Origin of the sequence: Shewanella chilikensis, assembly GCF_037953065.1 — a bacterium.
GTDB classification, from domain to species: Bacteria; Pseudomonadota; Gammaproteobacteria; order Enterobacterales; family Shewanellaceae; genus Shewanella; species Shewanella chilikensis.
Window position 1 is genome coordinate 314368 of the sequence record NZ_CP149966.1, and the last position, 16686, is coordinate 331053.

The following is a 16686-nucleotide window of genomic DNA, read 5'->3' on the forward strand; positions in this document are numbered from 1 at the left end:
GGGGACGCCTCGTCCATGGACTTATTGTGCTTCGAAGGTAAATGACTGCCCGGCCAGCGCGGCTTCTACCATGAGGCCACCTTTGGCTGCGGTAAATACCGCCATGCCGTTGATATAGGCAGCCTTGGCAGCCTGACTGCCGCCAGCCTGACCGGCACCGGCCGAGTTACCTGTGGTACCGGCCTGAGCATTGGCACCGGCATTGATGGCCACGGCGGAAGCCTGGGCGCCGAACTCAAAGCTGCCACTGGTAAAGTCACGGTAGGCCTGTGCATCCTTGAAGAAAATAATCTCACTGTAGGCTTGACCGCCGATTTGGAAGCCAATGGAAACCTGAGTCATGCTCGAGTCACCTGTATAGGCACCACCGCGATAGACGCGCCCCTTACCATAGGCAGCTCCTATACCAAGTCCCCCTTTCCCTATGGTAGGGAAAATTGCATAACCATAGGCTGAATCGAAGAATTTATGGGTTTCGCTGGCTTGTTTGAAGGTGGCTATGGCGCTGCTGTAGCTGTCATTGGCGCTGGCTGTCGGGGCCAGTAGCAGGCTGCCTACCAGAGCAACGAGGGTAAATAGGGTATTTGAAATAGTTTTCATAATGAACCTCCAAATTGAGAGTCTTGGGCTCCCGGTCAATGGGGACTGGATACCTTTGGCTACTCTTGAGCTTACTTGTCCGACAGCAAAAATACAGAGGGGTAGACTAAAAAAGCGCCGGCAATGGCGCTTTTTGGAGTGAATGTCAGCCAAAGTTCAGTTAACTAGAGTTCAGCTAACCAGAGTTCAGTTAACCCGGCTCCGTTCAAGTACTAAGATAAGGGTTTGCCGAGAACATAATGTTCAAACCAGGCCTGATCCCAGTCCATCTTGGCTTGCCTGTGCTTATAGTGGCTCAAACCATGGCCTTCTCCCGGGTAGGTTATTAGCTCCACCGGCACATTCAGGTAATGTTTGAGGGCGCGGTACAACCCTTGGGCATGGCCCAAAGGCACCCTGGCGTCTTTCTCTCCAATATGGATAAGTGTCGGGGTCTTTATCTTGTCTGCCTGTGTCAACGAAGATCCATGGGTATAGGCCTCGGGTTTTTCCCATGGTAAGCCTTGCATAAAGTTGACCACATGTCCGGGCGTATCCTCCAGCATCCATTGCAGACGTTGATCGAATACTCCGGCCCCAGAACTGGCGGCCTTGAATCTGTCGCTGCTGGCGATAAGTGCATTGGTCAGATAGCCGCCGTTGCTCCAGCCCATGACAGCTAACTTGTCGGCATCGACCAGGCCTTCGGCAATGAGTTTGTCCACGCCGGCCATGATGTCGTTTACCTCAATCGCGTGTTCATGGCCCACCAGGTCAGTGAGGAACTTGTCGCCATAGCCGGTAGAGCCGCGGTAGTTGGGCGACAACAAGGCCCAGCCGTTGGCGGCAAAAGTGGCACGGCCATAGGAGCTGTGTTGCAGTGCAAATGGGGTGGCGGCAGTGGGGCCGCCGTGAATTTGCACGACAAGCGGCAGCGGGCCATCGGCTTTGCGATAGCCGGGTGGTAATTCCAGTATGCCTTCAACTTGTGTGCCATCGGCGGCTTGCCACTTGACTATGCTCAGCTGTGGCAGCAGCCAGGAATCGGTTTGCGGATTGATGTGGGTCAGGCGTTTGGCCGGTGCTTTGCGCTTCTCGGCGTTGGCGATAAACAGATCGTAGAAGTGATCCAGGCCGTTATGGCTGAACGCCAGTTGCTTGCCGTTGTGACTGAAACTGTAGCTGCCGATGACGGTATCATTCTGTAGCAGGGTTCGGGTGTTGCCTTGTTTCAGATCATTGATTTCGGTGCAGTAGAGGCGCACCAGTGCGTGATCGGCACCGCGATAGCAGATATCTTCGCTACCCGGACGCCATTGGATGTCGCCGCCACTGAGTGTCATAGCGCCCTGGCGTTTAACACTCAAAGGTGCCTGTTCGGGTTTACTGGTATCACTGATAAACAGATTGCCGGGATGGCCGTCGAAGTCGATTCTGAAGGCGAGGCGGAGGTTGTCCTCTGCCCAGCTCAGCCCCAGCAACCAGCCGTAGGGAGAGGGTGCCTGTTCACGCCAACGCTGGTCGGCCAGAATCTGATTGGTGGCGTTTTTGATATCGAAGACTTCTACCTGGGACCCACCTTCCAGATTGACCAACTCATTGTCTTCTGTGGTGATCCGTGCCAGTTTATTGCCATCTTGGCTGACGCTGAATTCCCAAACCACCTTGTCATCATCCAGCAGCAACTGTTTGCGAAAATGCTGCAGATCCAGGCGGTAAAGGGGGTTGGTATCGCGGCTGCCATGAGCATACTCAGGGCCTTGGTGAGTGGCGCGCATATCGGCCCAGGGATCTTTATCTGTCAGGGTTTTATGGGTCAGGAAATAGAGCTGACTGCCATCGTCACTCAGTTGGTAACTCTTGACGCCACCGGCCTCCTGGGTAACGGGAACGGCTTCGCCGCCCTGAATCGCAAGGCGATAAATCTGTGGCTTGGCGTTGAATGGGGCCGGCTGCTTGGCATCGCCGCGACTGCTGAGGAAGTAGATATATTGGCCATCGGGACTCCAACTGATAGCGCTTTCACTCTCGTTGCTGAAGGTCAGGCGTTTGCTTTGGCGGCTCTTGCTGTCGACCAGCCAGATGTCTTTCTGAGCCTTATCCAGATTTTTGTCCCAGCGTGACTCCAACCAGGCAGCCATTTTGGCGTCCGGGCTGAGAGCGACCTGGCCCATGTTGGCTATCTCGAAAAAGTCCTGGTTGGTTATTTTATGTTGCCGCTCTGCGGCCAAGGCCTGGGTTCCCATACCGATAAAGCATAGGGCCAGCAGGCTGTAGCTGTTAGGCAATCCCATCTCTGTTCCTTTGTTTTTGTTATTAAAAGCCGCATTAGATTAACGTAAAGGCCACAACCTGGGCGATGTTACTTATCTTTTTTTTCGCGCAGTATCTCATTGAGAAAATCCAGCTCCTCTTTATCGAGCGGCTGTTTGGGTACAGAGGTGCCCTGGGGACGGGATTCGCGTCCACGCAGATAGGCGGCACGGGTGAGCTGATTGAGGCCGTAGATGGCCAGCAGATAGAGGGTCAGCAGCAGCGCCAGCCTCGGGATTGCCTGCGCCACAACCGAAAATTGATCGCCGAGAAACAGAGTCAAGAGTACGGCAATATTACGAACCAGCCAGTTCAGAATCAGCGCCAGAGTCAGCACCAGCAGCCCGTTGTTGCGTAGTTGTCGCAGCCGATTTTCCTGTTGATCCAGCGTATGGTAGTAGTGCTGCATCAACTGTAACACCAATACCAGATACAGGGTGGTTTGCAGTAACAGCAACAGCGGTAATAGCAATGAACCCCAACTCAGGCTGGGGTGGTACCCCAGTAAGGCCACACCTGTGACCAGGCTGGGATTGAATAGCCACAACAACATTACCAGACACATGGCAAGTATGGATGGCAACAGATGCTTGAGCGGCAACTTTGCATCTATAGTCGGCCTGAGTTGCTGCTTCAGGTATTGGTACAGAGCCGGCATTAACAGGAAGTACAACGGCAGCAATAACAGAAACAGTAGATGGATAGGCGCCGGAGTATTATCGTGGTTGAACAGGCCGGTAAAGAAATAGAGCGCCATCAAGGCAAAGATACCGGCGAGTAGCAGACGTTGGTTATGGCTGTCCTGATAGACAAAACGTGCGTAGATGGATAACACCAGGCAATGCAGGCCTCCAAGTAGCGATAGCCACCAGTAAGCTTGGGTAAAAATGTCGCTGAATGCAGTCATCTGACCCCCTTAACGACATTCTTATCTCAGCCACTTGAGGGGCGCAACAAAAAAATAGTTAGTTTCTGCTGTTCTGCATGCGTTTATGGCGGTTTGAGGCGTCTTTCGGTGGCTTGCCCGGCGCGGCTTTGCGTTCGCACCAGAGGTGGCGCAGAGCCAGTATGGGATGGCTCAACAGCATTCTTGGGCCGGCATAACGCATTACCTGACGCATCTGCTCTTTGGGTTCAGGTTTGTAGCAGTGTACCGGACATTTATTGCAGGTGGGCTTGCTTTCACCGTAGGGGCAGCGGTCGAGACGGGTATGGGCATATTCCATCAAGGCCTGACAGTCGGGACAGAGGCTGCCATCGTCGCTTCTGGGATGATGGTCACGGCAGTAGATCCACACCATGGCAGAAACAGTGCGGAATTCGGTCAGTAGTTTTCCTTGCAGCAGTTCCATAGCCTTACCTTAGTAAATGACTCAACTATGGTTATCTTAGTCCTGAGAAGGGGGCTGGTTCAAAGTCAGTGGCAGGAATTATGAAGGTGCGCACAAAATGAAGCTTTATGCGCACTCAAGGTTAAAGTGCAGGTTTACTCTAGATGTGGATAACTTTATCGGCTTCCAGGGTCCAGCGGCTCAAATCGCCGAGCGTGCCAATGGCAGCGCCATCCAGCAACATGTCGGCCACTACGCCGCGGGCCTCAACACAGGTCTTGCACAGCAGTAGAGGGACGCCTTGGGCGGTAAGAATTTCGAACATCTGCTGCAGGTTGTAGCTGAGATCCGGCGTATTCTGGCCTTTTACTGCTCCAAAGACAGCGTCTGACATCAGGAATAACTTGAGTTCCACTTCGGTTTGCTCCTGGTCTTTCAACGCCAGGGCAATACGCAAAGTGTTGAATAACTTTTCTGTGCCATAAGGGCTGGCATGCGCCACTATCAGTAACTTTTGCATCTGAATCCTTGTTTGCCATTCTTGGGATCAAAACTCATAGAGTGTATCAGTTTTGGCGTTGTTAATGGCAGATTGAGCTTCACAGACCGAGTTTCACTCGCAAAATGCGTCTCAAACCGGGAAGAAAAAGCATAAATACTTGATTTATACTAAGACGATACTCTATTAATATCGGTTAAACTCTGTGCAGAGAAGGGTGGCTTTGGCAGATTGCCATTACCACAAAACAGGGCTGTCAGTCGGCCCGGCACTCAAAAAATGGTGGACGAAGATGTTTAAAATCCTGGTCATAGTCTTGTTGGTCGCAGCGGGTATTTTCCTCTACAACAGAGCGCAGCGTCTGGCAAAAGAGGAGCGTGATGAGGCGCTCAAGCTCAAAGATAGGGCTTCAGCCATGCCTCAGGCGCCACAGGCCGAGACAGCAAGCGAGACTCAGGAGGGGCACCAGAGTGTCGATTTGGATTTTGCCGAAACGAAAGAGCAAGCTGAATCTCAGCCGTCGGCTGAGCAAGTGGTTACCGAGTCGCCTGAGCTTGATTCTCAAACCGAAAACAGTGCGTCAGAGGTGGAAGTCGGCCGCGCCGAGGTCGAGACTGTCCTGCCAGAGCCAGAGCCAGAGCCAGAGCCAGAGCCAGAGCCAGAGCCAGAGCCAGAGCCAGAGCCAGAGCCAGAGCCAGAGCCAGAGCCAGAGCCAGAGCCAGAGCCAGAGCCAGTCAAGGCGGCTGCACCGGATATCAGTTGGGGCAATATCACCCTCAAGCGGGCGATGGAGCAATATCAGGCTGCTGAAGGTGCCATCGAAGCGCATGATGCTTTACTGGCCGTGATAGGTGAATGCTACAAACAGCGGAAAAACAGCAAGTATCTGCAGTTGGGGCAAGAGTACGATACCGCATACAGTGCATTGTTTGCCGCCAGTCGGGAGAAAGTGATCAGCAAATCACCCAAGGCTGAGTTCAAGGGCACAGGATTTATGCAGCTCTCCACCCTGTGCAACGATGCCGGCCGTTTCGATGCCGCCATAGCCCTGTGCAACAAGGCGATTGAATATGGGCTACAAGATGGCACAGTCACAGGTTTTGAAGGTCGTATTAAGCGTATCGAAAAGGCCAGAGATAAAGCCTTGGCTTGAGTACAAAAGTCGATTCAATGTGTAGAATCAAGCAAGGAGGGCCGGGCTAACTGCCGTGTCACTCCTTCCCAAGCTAAGCGAGCCTGCGGGTTCGCTTTTTTTATTGATGGAGAGCCGCAATGAAACCAGCGACTTTATGGGTTGCACTTACTTCGCTGTTGCTGCTGGCAGCTTGCAGCAAACAACCGCAATGGACTCTGTTTTACTATCCGGATATACAGCAGCTGGATATAGACAAGCCGGATACCCAGCCGCAAGCGGCCGAGAAAATGGACCGTTATCATGCTATTGCCGGTTACTATCAAACCCTGCAGCAGTGTCAGGACAAGGGCAGAGGTATGCAACACCTCAATGAAGGCAAGGGCAGCTTCGAGTGTGGTCACAACTGCCGTCTCGACGACAGGGATATGGTAATCTGTGACCAATGGCACAATAACGGCCCCTAAGGGACATGAAATTTAAACAGGATTACTTCACCCGCCTGGCGGGATTTTACCAGCAGGTACTGCCCGCCGGGTTACCTTCGCCCCATTGGTTGGCCTGGAGCGATGATGCGGCGGCGCTTTTGGGCCTGAATGGCCCCAGTGAAACCCTGCTGCAGCAACTCGCCGGCAACCAAAGAATGCCGGGCGCCGAATATTACGCCCAGGTCTATAGCGGGCATCAGTTTGGCGGCTACAGCCCCAGGTTGGGTGATGGCCGTTCGATCATTCTCGGTGAGGCACTGGGGCCAGAAGGTGCCTGGGATCTGGCCTTGAAGGGGGCGGGACCCACGCCATACTCACGTCACGGTGATGGCCGTGCTGTGATGCGTTCGGCGGTGCGCGAGTTTCTGGTGTCCGAGGCGCTGTATCATTTGGGCGTACCCACCACCAGGGCGCTGGCGGTGATCGGCTCTGAGTTGCCGGTGTGGCGTGAGTCGCTGGAAAAAGGCGCCATTACCGTGCGCTTGGCCCGCAGTCATATACGTTTTGGTCACTTCGAGTATTTCTGTTACAGCGAGAAGGGTCAGGCCGACAAGCTCAAGCAGCTGCTCGATTTCACCCTGAGCCAACATTATCCCCAGCTCAGCCTGGACTATGAGGGCTACAAGGCCTGGTTTGCGCTGGTGGTGCGTGATACCGCGCGCATGATAGCCCACTGGCAAGCGGTGGGTTTTGCCCACGGGGTGATGAATACCGACAATATGTCGATTCTCGGCGACAGTTTTGACTTTGGCCCCTTCGCCTTCCTCGATACCTTTAAGGAAGACTTTATCTGTAACCATTCAGATCCCGAGGGGCGTTACGCCTTCGGTCAGCAACCCGGCATCGGTTTGTGGAACTTGCAACGTTTGGCGCAGGCGTTGACGCCCGTGCTGGCTTCCGATGACTTGATAGCCGCGCTCAATACCTATCAGCACGAATTGGTGCAGCAATATCTTGGCTTGATGCGCGCCAAGTTGGGGCTGGCGCCCTTGGCCGAAGGTTTAAGCCTTAATGACCGGCTGGAGCAGGACAACAAGGACCTGGCACTTATCGGCGCTTTTACCGGCTTGCTGGAACAAAACGCCTTGGACTACACCCAGAGCCTGCGCCGCTTCGGCGAGCTGGACCCCAAGGCAGAAAACAGCAGTCTGAGGGATGATTTTATCAATCGTCAGGGCTGGGATGATTGGCTGCCCGAGTACCGGCGCCGTATCGATATCCGCCAGGGGCTTGAACAGTGGCAGGCCGAGCGCCGGGCCCATAACCCCAAATATATCTTGCGCAACTATCTGGCTCAGGAAGCGATCATTGCCATCGAAGAGGAGGGCAATACCCAGCCGCTTGAGCAGTTGTACCAGCTCCTCAGGCGTCCGTTCGATGAGCAGCCTGAGATGCAGGAGTTTGCCAAGCGACCACCGGATTGGGGGCAGGGGTTGATCATGTCCTGCAGCAGTTAAGAAATAGGATTAAAAGATGCAGTATCAAAATCTTAGCTTGGATCCCGAGCATAAAACCTTGTCGATGACGGCCGGGGTCGAGTTTGAAGCCTTCGACAGCTTTGCCGAGCACCTGTGCCGGGCGCTCGATGCCAAGGTGCTGGAGCGGCAATGGGGGGCAGATCGTCACCAATGGTTGCTGGATTTTGAAGGCAGTCTCTTGTGGCTCAACTATGAGTTCTACGGTGATGTGTGCTGGTTAAGCTGCCAGAGTGAACAAGACTGGGAAGTATTGGTATATCTGAAACATTTACTGGAGTCACAGGCATGACAGAAAAGCAGGCCACGGCGGAGTTTCATTATCGGGATCTTTCCCCTGAACTGATTTTGGATGCCATCGAAAGTCTGGCGATTTACCCGGAGACGGGACTGACGCCACTCAACAGCTATGAAAACCGGGTCTATCAGTTTCGTTGCGATCGTGGCCAGAGGTACGTGGTTAAGTTCTATCGCCCCGAACGTTGGACCTATGCCCAGATTTTGGAAGAACATGAATTTACGTTCGAGCTGGCCGAAGCCGAGATCCCCATTGCCGCCCCTGTGGTGCTCGACGGCCGCAGTCTGCATCACTTCAAAGAGTGGCGTTTCGCGCTGTTTCCTTCCATAGGAGGTCGCAGCTTTGAGGTGGACAACCTGGATCAGATAGAGGGCGCCGGCCAGTTTATCGGCCGTTTACACCAGTATTCCCGTGGCAGCCTGTTCAAACAGCGCTTGAACCTGACGCCGACAACCCTGGGGACTCCGGCGCTGGAACAACTGCAGCACACAGAACTGATCCCGAACGCTTTGCGGGAACATCTGCTCGAGGCGGCATCCAGCCTCTTTTCTGAGCTGCAGTTGCGCTGGCAAGGTATCGAATACCAGAGTATGCGCCTGCATGGAGATCTGCATCCCGGCAATATTCTCTGGACCCCCAATGGCCCTGGGTTTGTCGATCTCGACGATGCCTGCAACGGCCCTGCGGTGCAGGATCTGTGGATGATGCTATCCGGTGACAGGCAACAACAGACGCTGCAACTGGAAGTCTTGCTGGAAGCCTACGAGGCTTTCTCCAACTTCGATACCAAGGAGCTGCAGTTGATAGAGCCACTCAGGGCTCTGCGAATGTTGCATTACAACGCCTGGTTGGCCAAGCGTTGGGACGATCCCGCGTTTCCGCGCCATTTTCCCTGGTTTGCGACCGAAGAATACTGGCGACAGCAGTTGCAGGCCTTTAAAGAACAACGGCAGCGTCTGGACGAAGCGCCACTGAGCCTTATTCCCTATTGAGTGGTACTGAGACCCAAAGGCGATACCTGAAGGGGCTTGGATTTAACAAAAAGGGAACTCAGGGCTTGAGTTCGACTCAAAAAGAAGATTATGTTATTCAGCAATTCCAGCAGTGTTGGCTGAAATTTTAATAAACAAGGAACTCCAATGAAGAAAATCCTGATGTTGGCAGCAGCATTTTTGCTGCTTCCCCTGGCGGCCACAGCGGCCCAGTACAAAGAAGGCGTGCATTATACTGTGGTCAGTGAAGGCCCTGCGTCCGCTAAGCCTGAAATCACAGAGTTTTTCTCTTTCTACTGTCCCCATTGCTATAACTTCGAAAAGAACGTGATCCCCAAGCTGAAGGCGCGTTTGCCCGAAGGAGTCGCTTTTGAGCAAAACCATGTCGACTTTATCGGTCGCGAGATGGGGGTGGAGATGTCCCGTGCTTTCGCCACTGCCGAAGTGCTGAAGGTGTCTGACAAGGTCAATCATGCCATGTTCAGTGCGATTCAGGACAAGAAGCAACACTTCACCAATCGTGATGACATCAAGGCGCTCTTTGTGGCCAATGGCGTAGATCCCAAGCAGTTTGATTCTGCGGCCAACTCTTTTATGGTCAACAGCATGATGGCCAACATGAAGCGCAACACAGAAAACGCCAAGATCTCAGGTGTGCCAGCGCTGGTAGTGAATGGTAAGTATCGAGTTGAAACTGGTGCCATCAAGTCTTATGACGAGATGCTGGATATTGCTATCTACCTGACTCAGTTGAAGTAATTCGGTATATAGATACCAAAAGGGCCGACATGGCCCTTTTTTGTTACCCGGAAATACTGGTAGAAACCCCAAAAAAAACCGTACTCCTTGGTCGCAAGAAGTACGGATTAGAGCCATAAGGCTCAGTTTTTACCCTGAGTAACGCGATCACTCTAACAGTGCGTCAAAAAATTGGCAAGTGATGTGTTTTTGACTTTGCTTGTCAGGTATGGATGTATAACAGGAATATTTTTACAACAAAGACTTCTACTTACGATTTTTGGCTCATTTTACTGAATTGAGATGAAACCTTCTGCCGGGTTAGGAGGTCAAAACTTCGGGATCGGAAATCAACTAAAGGAGGTTTCTCGTGCGTGTATTTCCTGTCTATGCTCCCAAGCTGATTGTCAAACACGTAAGGATATTTTTGACCGGCGCCGTCTGGGTGAAAGATCTGGGAAGATTAGAGTTTGATAAGGGGCGCTTTTTGCTGCCGAGAAAAAGCCTGCCAAAGGTAAAGCAGGCTATCATGGAATTGAACGAACTCATTGAAACTCAGAATAGTCAAGCTAAAACCGTTTAGATTCAGTTGACTTCGTCGTTGAGCAGACCAACAAGGCCGGTAACTTTCTCGTTCCACGAGTTGAGATCTTGCTGAAGTTGTTGGTTTTGCTCTATCAGATGAGCATTTTTCTGCTTTTCTTCTTCCAGCTCCATTTTCAGAAGCTCAATATTTTCGAGCGCAGCCTGGATTTTGGTCTCCAGTTTGGACAGTAATTCTAGGCTCATACAGGAGTCCTTAAATAGTTGGGCGAATGAGATATTGATTCTATCAGTGCCACTGGCTTAAGGAATAGCTCTTATCTCCAAGTGTCCAAAAAATATGCGATAAAATTGGTTGTTTGATAGTTTTTTTCACTTATCTGAATCCCGGCTGTCCCAAGTGAGCTTTTGCCGGATAAAATAATAATTTTCGCCCCGGAACCCAGCCGATGACAATTCAACGTATCGATACCAATCCACGCATGAGCAGCATAGTGATCCACAACAACACGGTTTATCTTTGTGGTCAGGTTGCCAAGGATAAGTTCGCCGATATTCAGCAGCAAACCCGAACCATGCTCGAAGAAGTGGATGAGCTGCTCAAGCGGGCTGGCAGCAGTCGTGAACGGATCCTCTCAGCGACTATCTACCTGAAACAGATGAGTGATTATGATGCCATGAATGCCATCTGGGATGCCTGGTTACCGGCAGGGCATGCACCGGCTAGAGCCTGTGTGGAGGCCGCGATTGCCGAGCCCGAGTATCTGGTGGAAATTTCAGTTATCGCGGCGATTTAAATCTCACTGCCGGCCGAGGCAATCAGCACCCGGCCAAATTCAGCGCCTTCCTGCTCAGGAGTGATTGCCAGCAGCTGATCCATACGAATGGCGCGGTTGCTGGTGGTCGTTTGCACCAACAGCCACTCGCTCTTGTCGGGACGGGTCTCGGTGATCAGCGCCTTGCCATGAAGTATCTCTCCTTGCAACAGCTCTATTTTCAGCGGATAACCGCGAATACAGGCCAACTCGAGGTAATCATAGCGGCCGCAATCTATCGCTTGGTAAGGTTTCATATTTTAGTCTTTTAGTTTGAAGTTAAATAATAATCTTCCTGATAGAAGCTGGCACTAATCGGAATTAAGTCAATATCTAAGCAGAATGGTATAAAAGTAGCCTGATTTTTCACTTATACCAAAATAAGTTGCAGCAAATTGTGAGGTCAGGAATGAAACCGAATGGCAGCTTGGAGGGACTAGCGGGGCGGGACAAGCACAGAGACTGTGCTCAATGCTGATGGTTCTTGGTTTGAGAGTGGGGCTACCACACCCGCCTCAGCCGCAATCAATTTGGAGAACTACAGGGCTCTGATAAAAAGAATAAACGCTGGGCGAAAAGGATGAAGAAAAAGGTCCCCAAAGTTGGTCAAGCATCCAACCGTAAGGGCGGTCCCTATGAGCAAAAAGAGCTAGCGCTGTGGCAGAGCATCCTTGACAAGAATGGTGAGAAGAATCACCTGGCGATATTCACCAACACTGAAAGCGGTCAGGTGCGTTATTTTTGGCAAGACGATAAAGGTAACCTGCTGCCACCTAAAGACGGGACGAAGCAAGAGTTCATCATCCCTGAGTTTGAGACAGTCAAGCGCACCTTTGCCGATGGATTAAAAGCATTGAAAGGAAACAAATAACCATGACCAAAAAAATCCCCCAACTCTCTGCTGAGCAGCTTGCCAGTGAACTAGAAATCGATTTGGAAACCATTGCTCGGGCCAAGGCATTGGATGAAGCTGGCTTTTATCAAGATTCTAAGAAAGAAGGCTATTACTGGGGCCGTGGTTTTGACTATGCCAGTCTGGCAATGTCCTACGCATTGAACCAAAAATTTGATGAGGCCAAGGCCGATTTTAAAAAAGCGGCCGAGTATCAGTTACGGCCACTGAAAATGGCTTTTGACCCTACTGACCCGGAGTTTATCGGCGAAAAGGTATCTCGAGGAAATCAAGCTATCAATGTTGTCAGTTGTTTCAATTGTGCCATGGCCGCCGGTGAGCTGGCTATCGCCAAAGAAGCCTGCTTGCTGTACCCGGAAGGGCACTTCCCCGGCAATCCAAAACCCAATACCACCGATGATTTTGTGCATGCGCTGAAAGCCTGGTTTAACGGCGACCATGATAAAGCCAGTGCCCATTGCCAGAAACGTCTGGACGAATACACCGCCAAGCCCAGCAAAAAAATCAGCGGACGTAGCAATTACTTTACCTTGCACTTGGCACTGTGGGGGATCATTCACAAAGATGCGTTGAGCTTTGAAGATGGTATTAAACGCAACTTAGCTATTTGGCACCATGATGCCCGTTACGGCGAAGAAAGCGGCACGGCTCGCGGCCACTATGCCGAGTTTGCTGTGGCGCTGACAAACTTGGGGATCCATGCTGGAATGGAGCAGCCGGTCATTGACCCATTCATCCCCCAAGGACTGGTGTGGAGCAAGTCGGTTCGGGACTGAGTAGTACAGTTAATATCAATGTTAAATTCAGATTGATGTTAACTACCCGCTTTTGTTGTTGGTATATCGTTTTTCATGTAGAGGTCTCCATTGCCCCCAGTGTATTTGAAATCTCGTCAATGTCATGGTCTTAAATTCGGTGAAAGGTCAGACAAAATCATCGAGCACATGGAAGAATTTTTGGAAAACAGGTAACAGAAATGAGATATACGGACAGGCCAGAATACAAACTATATAAAGCACTAAGAAAAGGACAATTAGATATTGCCCAGTCCTTTATCCAGCAAGGATGTAATATTCACAGGGTAACTGAAAATGACAAATGGACGTATTCCCGAATTCAGATAATAAGTGCACCACTCATGGTTAAACGGTGAGGAGAGATCAACTGCCTGTTGGTGATACTCTGTAGTCGCCAAACAAACATGAGTAGTTACCATGAATTACAAGCAGTTGATCGAGGGACAACGATACCAGATTGAGGCCTATTTACGCGAGGGTTTCAGTTATCGGGAGATAGGAAAACGTCTGAAAGTCAGCCACAGCACAATCAGCCGGGAAGTAAATCGCAATCGAATTCGGGATAACCATTACTTGCCGGAAGTCGCTCAGGCGAAGGCACTAAAACGCCGTTGTCAGTCCGCGAAGTCTAGAATATCTGGACTGACCATCACCTTTGTTGAGTTCGGTCTCAATGAGAAATGGAGTCCGGAACAAATAGCCGGTGTCGGTAAAATCATCGGATATAACGTCAGTCACGAGTGGATTTATGGCTATGTCCAGCGTGATAAATTATGCGGCGGCAAGTTGTACAAACAGCTCCGCCAGAGTCACCGAAGATACCGTAAAGGTAACCGTGCGAAGCGTGTGATTATCCCGAATCGCGTAGGCATAGAGCATCGTCCCGCTATCGTGAACAAGAAAAAGCGGTTCGGAGACTGGGAAGCTGACACGGTTCTGGGCAAGCAAGGTACGGGCGCGATTGTCAGCCTGGTTGAGCGAAAAAGTAAGCTGTACCTGATACGCAAAGTGCCAGCGAAAAGCGCAGCCGATGTAGCCCGGGCCATGGTTGGTATGCTGTGGAAATATCGAGGTTATGTTCGAACTATCACTGCGGACAACGGCAGCGAGTTCTGTGACCACGAACAGGTCGCAGAAAAGCTTAAAACGGATGTCTACTTCGCTAACCCTTATTCGTCCTGGGAACGCGGACTGAATGAAAACTTCAACGGTTTGCTGCGGCAATACATACGGAAAGGCACCGATTTGCGGACGGTAACAGATAAGCAAATTAGTGAGATTGAACGGGCATTAAATGCCAGACCGAGAAAGTGCCTCGGCTTCAGGCAACCTGTTGCGGTATTCAATGAATTACGCAAGGCAGCCTAATTTAGCGAGTGGTGCACTTCGGAGTTGAATTCGCGTTTACATCAGTTATCGGATGGGGATACTCCGCCAGAATCTATCCAATTTCTCATCGAACAGAGGCTCGATGTGAACGCCGTTGACAGCTATGGCTATACCCCGCTGATTTATGCGGTCAGGCAAAAGAACCTTCCGGCCATCAAATTACTGTTGGAAAATGGCGCCGAAAAACTTATCAATCACCGGCCCGAGGATGGCGCTACGCCTTTGAAAATGGTGTTTGACAGCAAGCCTTATTCGTCAGAAATCGTTGCAGTGTTACTCGAAGCAGGTGCTGACCCAGATGCAAAAATTGAAAGTGGCAGCTCTTTCAGAAATTCAGTTGCGGTACTTGCTGATATGCCACCGGAAATCCCAGAGCTTTTAAGAAGCTATCCAGAGAAGTTCTGATACTTTGTTTGACCTTACCGGAGAGTAGCCCTCTCGATCTTTCCTCGATAGAGATTAACAATCTCGAGGAAAGTTCTTTCACGCCCAATTCCCTCTGGCGGTTTGCTGTATTCACTTCCAATCCTGCGTACTTGCTGAGCCAGTTATGGGGCGCTGAAAAAATCGTCAATGCCATAGTCTTAAATATGGAAAGGTGGTCGCTGTGAAGATGAAAATGAATGTACAGGAAAAATTTGAACTACCGGGAGGAGTTACAATCTTGGCTTGCGCCGGTTATGAGAAGGATTTTGATGTTATTGGCAAGAAACTCAACCTGATTTGTGATGGTGAGGTTAGACAAACCCTAACTATATCCGGCGAAAAGAAAATGATTAATCAGAAGGCCAATTTTGAGCAAAAGGCATTCGAAACCCATGATAAGGTTTTGTTGTCACAGGAAGAAGCCCAGAGTGGCAAATGGCAGCTAGTCGGTGATTGACTCATAGGCTGATGAGCGCTCAAGGGCAAGCAGAGCTTTGATGGGACTACTGGGTGCATATAGGGGTACATGAAAAGCAAAAAAGCCCTTCTTATTAAAGAAAGGCCTTTTTATTTCAATACATTATGAATTTATATCAGTTCATGCCGTATTTTTTCAGCTTCTTGCGCAGTGTGCCGCGGTTGATGCCCAGCATGTTGGCGGCGCGGGTCTGGTTGCCACGAGTGTGCTGCATAATGATATCAAGCAGAGGTGCTTCAACTTCGCATAGCACCATTTCATAAACTTCCTGGGCTTCTTGACCGTCCAACTGAGCGAAGAAGTTGCTGACAGCGCGCTTTACGGCGTCGCGCAGTAACTGGGGCTTGATGGTGCCGTTAGCGGTTTCGATTTTGCCTACGGTAAGCTGATGAGCTTCTGTGTGAGTTGTCTGATCAAACATTCGTATTCTGCTCTTTATTTATCTAGTACACATTCATCAAAAAAACGTTCCACCATGGAACATTGTTCTGCAGCGGTTTCCAGCCGGTTAAAGTCGGCACGGAACTGGCGCTGTTCTTCCTGGTCCAGGTACCATCCCATATGTTTTCTGGCGAAGCGGACGCCCTTTACTTCCCCATATAAATCATACAGTTTGGTTAGGTGTTCCAGCATCACTTGACGCTGCTCTGCCATCCCAATGGGCGCTAGCTTGCTACCTGTGTCCAGGTAATGCTGGATCTCTCTGAAAATCCAAGGCCTTCCCTGGGCACCCCGTCCTATCATCAGGGCATCGACACCTGTGTAATCCAGCACGAAACGCGCCTTCTCCGGACTATCGATGTCCCCGTTGGCGACAACAGGAATCGAGACATTCTGTTTGATCGCCTTGATGGTGTCGTACTCGGCATGACCCTTGTACATGCATTGGCGGGTGCGGCCATGAACCGCGAGCGCCGTAATGCCACTCTCTTCGGCAATCCGGGCGATTTGAACACCATTTCTGTGTTCTGGGGCCCAGCCCGTGCGAATCTTCAGCGTTACTGGCACATCCACTGCGGCAACCACGGCATCCAGTATTTTCTTTACCAGTTCCGGCGATTGCAGCAGGGCAGAACCCGCGAGCTTTTTATTCACTTTTTTTGCCGGACAACCCATGTTGATATCTATGATTTGGGCGCCTTGCTCCACATTGTAGCGGGCGGCCCAAGCCATATTATCGGGGTCAGCCCCGGCGATTTGTACTGAGCGTATGCCTTCTTCACCCGAGTGCGTCATTCTCTGGCGGCTCTTGTCCGTGTCCCAAAGGTCGGGATTGGACGAAAGCATCTCTGACACTGCCATGGCAGCACCATAACGGATACAGAGATTACGGAAGGCCTGATCGGTGACACCTGCCATTGGTGCCACGATCAGCTGATTCTTCAGTTGATAGGGTCCAATCTGCATTTTGCTGTTTCACCTTGCTCTTCAAAGGGGCGCTATAGTACGCCTTTTTGACAGCGGTGAAAAGGTCAATAAA

Annotated in this window: 22 protein-coding genes; 13 read left to right on the forward strand and 9 right to left on the reverse strand. The window is 51.1% G+C overall.

What is annotated here, in order from left to right; translation table 11 throughout:
- Nucleotides 1–21: 21 nt before the first annotated feature.
- From WKR14_RS01520 to WKR14_RS01540, 5 genes are all read right to left on the reverse strand, one after another.
- Nucleotides 22–600: a YSC84-related protein gene (locus WKR14_RS01520; RefSeq protein WP_101056784.1), complete on the reverse strand. Its 579-nt coding sequence runs from the start codon at nucleotides 598–600 to the stop codon at nucleotides 22–24.
- Between the two features lie 212 nt (nucleotides 601–812).
- Nucleotides 813–2873 (reverse strand): S9 family peptidase, encoded by a 2061-nt coding sequence (locus WKR14_RS01525; RefSeq protein ID WP_339087251.1) that lies wholly within the window; start codon nucleotides 2871–2873, stop codon nucleotides 813–815.
- 68 nt (nucleotides 2874–2941) lie between these two features.
- Nucleotides 2942–3799, reverse strand: coding sequence for a hypothetical protein (locus WKR14_RS01530; RefSeq protein ID WP_101056782.1), 858 nt, complete (start codon nucleotides 3797–3799; stop codon nucleotides 2942–2944).
- Between the two features lie 58 nt (nucleotides 3800–3857).
- Nucleotides 3858–4244: a nitrous oxide-stimulated promoter family protein gene (locus WKR14_RS01535; protein WP_101056781.1), complete on the reverse strand. Its 387-nt coding sequence runs from the start codon at nucleotides 4242–4244 to the stop codon at nucleotides 3858–3860.
- A gap of 139 nt (nucleotides 4245–4383) precedes the next feature.
- Nucleotides 4384–4743 carry a DsrE/DsrF/TusD sulfur relay family protein gene (locus WKR14_RS01540; RefSeq protein ID WP_025011924.1) on the reverse strand — a complete coding sequence of 120 codons (360 nt, stop codon included), beginning with the start codon at nucleotides 4741–4743 and terminating at the stop codon, nucleotides 4384–4386.
- 271 nt (nucleotides 4744–5014) lie between these two features.
- Here WKR14_RS01540 and WKR14_RS01545 point away from each other — a divergent pair, with 271 nt between their 5' ends.
- From WKR14_RS01545 to WKR14_RS01575, 7 genes are all read left to right on the forward strand, one after another.
- Nucleotides 5015–5875 (forward strand): hypothetical protein, encoded by an 861-nt coding sequence (locus WKR14_RS01545; RefSeq protein WP_339087252.1) that lies wholly within the window; start codon nucleotides 5015–5017, stop codon nucleotides 5873–5875.
- 119 nt (nucleotides 5876–5994) lie between these two features.
- On the forward strand, nucleotides 5995–6321 hold the full coding sequence (locus WKR14_RS01550; RefSeq protein WP_101057675.1) for a hypothetical protein: 327 nt from the start codon (nucleotides 5995–5997) through the stop codon (nucleotides 6319–6321).
- 5 nt (nucleotides 6322–6326) lie between these two features.
- Entirely contained in the window at nucleotides 6327–7799 is a 1473-nt protein-coding gene (locus WKR14_RS01555) for a protein adenylyltransferase SelO (RefSeq protein ID WP_219013308.1), read from the forward strand.
- Nucleotides 7800–7815: 16 nt separating this feature from the next.
- Nucleotides 7816–8109 carry a DUF3630 family protein gene (locus tag WKR14_RS01560; RefSeq protein ID WP_144168329.1) on the forward strand — a complete coding sequence of 98 codons (294 nt, stop codon included), beginning with the start codon at nucleotides 7816–7818 and terminating at the stop codon, nucleotides 8107–8109.
- Nucleotides 8106–9107 (forward strand): serine/threonine protein kinase, encoded by a 1002-nt coding sequence (locus WKR14_RS01565; protein ID WP_144168330.1) that lies wholly within the window; start codon nucleotides 8106–8108, stop codon nucleotides 9105–9107. Before WKR14_RS01560 ends, WKR14_RS01565 begins: the two co-directional genes overlap by 4 nt.
- 147 nt (nucleotides 9108–9254) lie before the next feature.
- On the forward strand, nucleotides 9255–9866 hold the full coding sequence (locus WKR14_RS01570; RefSeq protein ID WP_101057667.1) for a thiol:disulfide interchange protein DsbA/DsbL: 612 nt from the start codon (nucleotides 9255–9257) through the stop codon (nucleotides 9864–9866).
- Between the two features lie 349 nt (nucleotides 9867–10215).
- Complete coding sequence (locus WKR14_RS01575; RefSeq protein WP_025010850.1) at nucleotides 10216–10428, forward strand: DUF1107 domain-containing protein; 213 nt, start codon at nucleotides 10216–10218, stop codon at nucleotides 10426–10428.
- Between the two features lie 2 nt (nucleotides 10429–10430).
- Here WKR14_RS01575 and zapB read toward each other — a convergent pair whose 3' ends face one another.
- Entirely contained in the window at nucleotides 10431–10634 is a 204-nt protein-coding gene (gene zapB, locus WKR14_RS01580; RefSeq protein WP_025010851.1) for a cell division protein ZapB, read from the reverse strand.
- A gap of 203 nt (nucleotides 10635–10837) precedes the next feature.
- Between zapB and WKR14_RS01585 the strand changes: the two genes are divergently transcribed.
- Nucleotides 10838–11185 (forward strand): RidA family protein, encoded by a 348-nt coding sequence (locus WKR14_RS01585; RefSeq protein WP_101057665.1) that lies wholly within the window; start codon nucleotides 10838–10840, stop codon nucleotides 11183–11185.
- Here the strand turns inward: WKR14_RS01585 and WKR14_RS01590 are convergent.
- Nucleotides 11182–11460 (reverse strand): Rho-binding antiterminator, encoded by a 279-nt coding sequence (locus tag WKR14_RS01590; protein WP_101057664.1) that lies wholly within the window; start codon nucleotides 11458–11460, stop codon nucleotides 11182–11184. The genes WKR14_RS01585 and WKR14_RS01590 overlap by 4 nt on opposite strands.
- Nucleotides 11461–11783: 323 nt before the next feature.
- Here WKR14_RS01590 and WKR14_RS01595 point away from each other — a divergent pair, with 323 nt between their 5' ends.
- From WKR14_RS01595 to WKR14_RS01615, 5 genes are all read left to right on the forward strand, one after another.
- On the forward strand, nucleotides 11784–12074 hold the full coding sequence (locus tag WKR14_RS01595; protein WP_234555955.1) for a hypothetical protein: 291 nt from the start codon (nucleotides 11784–11786) through the stop codon (nucleotides 12072–12074).
- Between the two features lie 2 nt (nucleotides 12075–12076).
- A complete protein-coding gene (locus WKR14_RS01600; protein WP_339087253.1) occupies nucleotides 12077–12892 on the forward strand; it encodes a hypothetical protein in 816 nt (271 codons plus the stop codon).
- A 438-nt stretch (nucleotides 12893–13330) separates the two neighbouring features.
- The gene (locus WKR14_RS01605) at nucleotides 13331–14281 is read left to right on the forward strand and encodes an IS30 family transposase (protein WP_001107060.1); all 951 of its coding nucleotides are present in this window, start codon (nucleotides 13331–13333) and stop codon (nucleotides 14279–14281) included.
- Nucleotides 14282–14305: 24 nt separating this feature from the next.
- Complete coding sequence (locus tag WKR14_RS01610) at nucleotides 14306–14707, forward strand: ankyrin repeat domain-containing protein (RefSeq protein WP_339087254.1); 402 nt, start codon at nucleotides 14306–14308, stop codon at nucleotides 14705–14707.
- A gap of 202 nt (nucleotides 14708–14909) precedes the next feature.
- Nucleotides 14910–15185, forward strand: coding sequence for a hypothetical protein (locus tag WKR14_RS01615; RefSeq protein WP_181316330.1), 276 nt, complete (start codon nucleotides 14910–14912; stop codon nucleotides 15183–15185).
- A gap of 136 nt (nucleotides 15186–15321) precedes the next feature.
- Here the strand turns inward: WKR14_RS01615 and fis are convergent, their stop codons facing one another.
- Nucleotides 15322–15627, reverse strand: coding sequence for a DNA-binding transcriptional regulator Fis (gene fis / locus WKR14_RS01620; RefSeq protein WP_025011339.1), 306 nt, complete (start codon nucleotides 15625–15627; stop codon nucleotides 15322–15324).
- A gap of 14 nt (nucleotides 15628–15641) precedes the next feature.
- Nucleotides 15642–16613: a tRNA dihydrouridine synthase DusB gene (gene dusB, locus WKR14_RS01625; protein WP_025011338.1), complete on the reverse strand. Its 972-nt coding sequence runs from the start codon at nucleotides 16611–16613 to the stop codon at nucleotides 15642–15644.
- Nucleotides 16614–16686 lie beyond the last annotated feature (73 nt).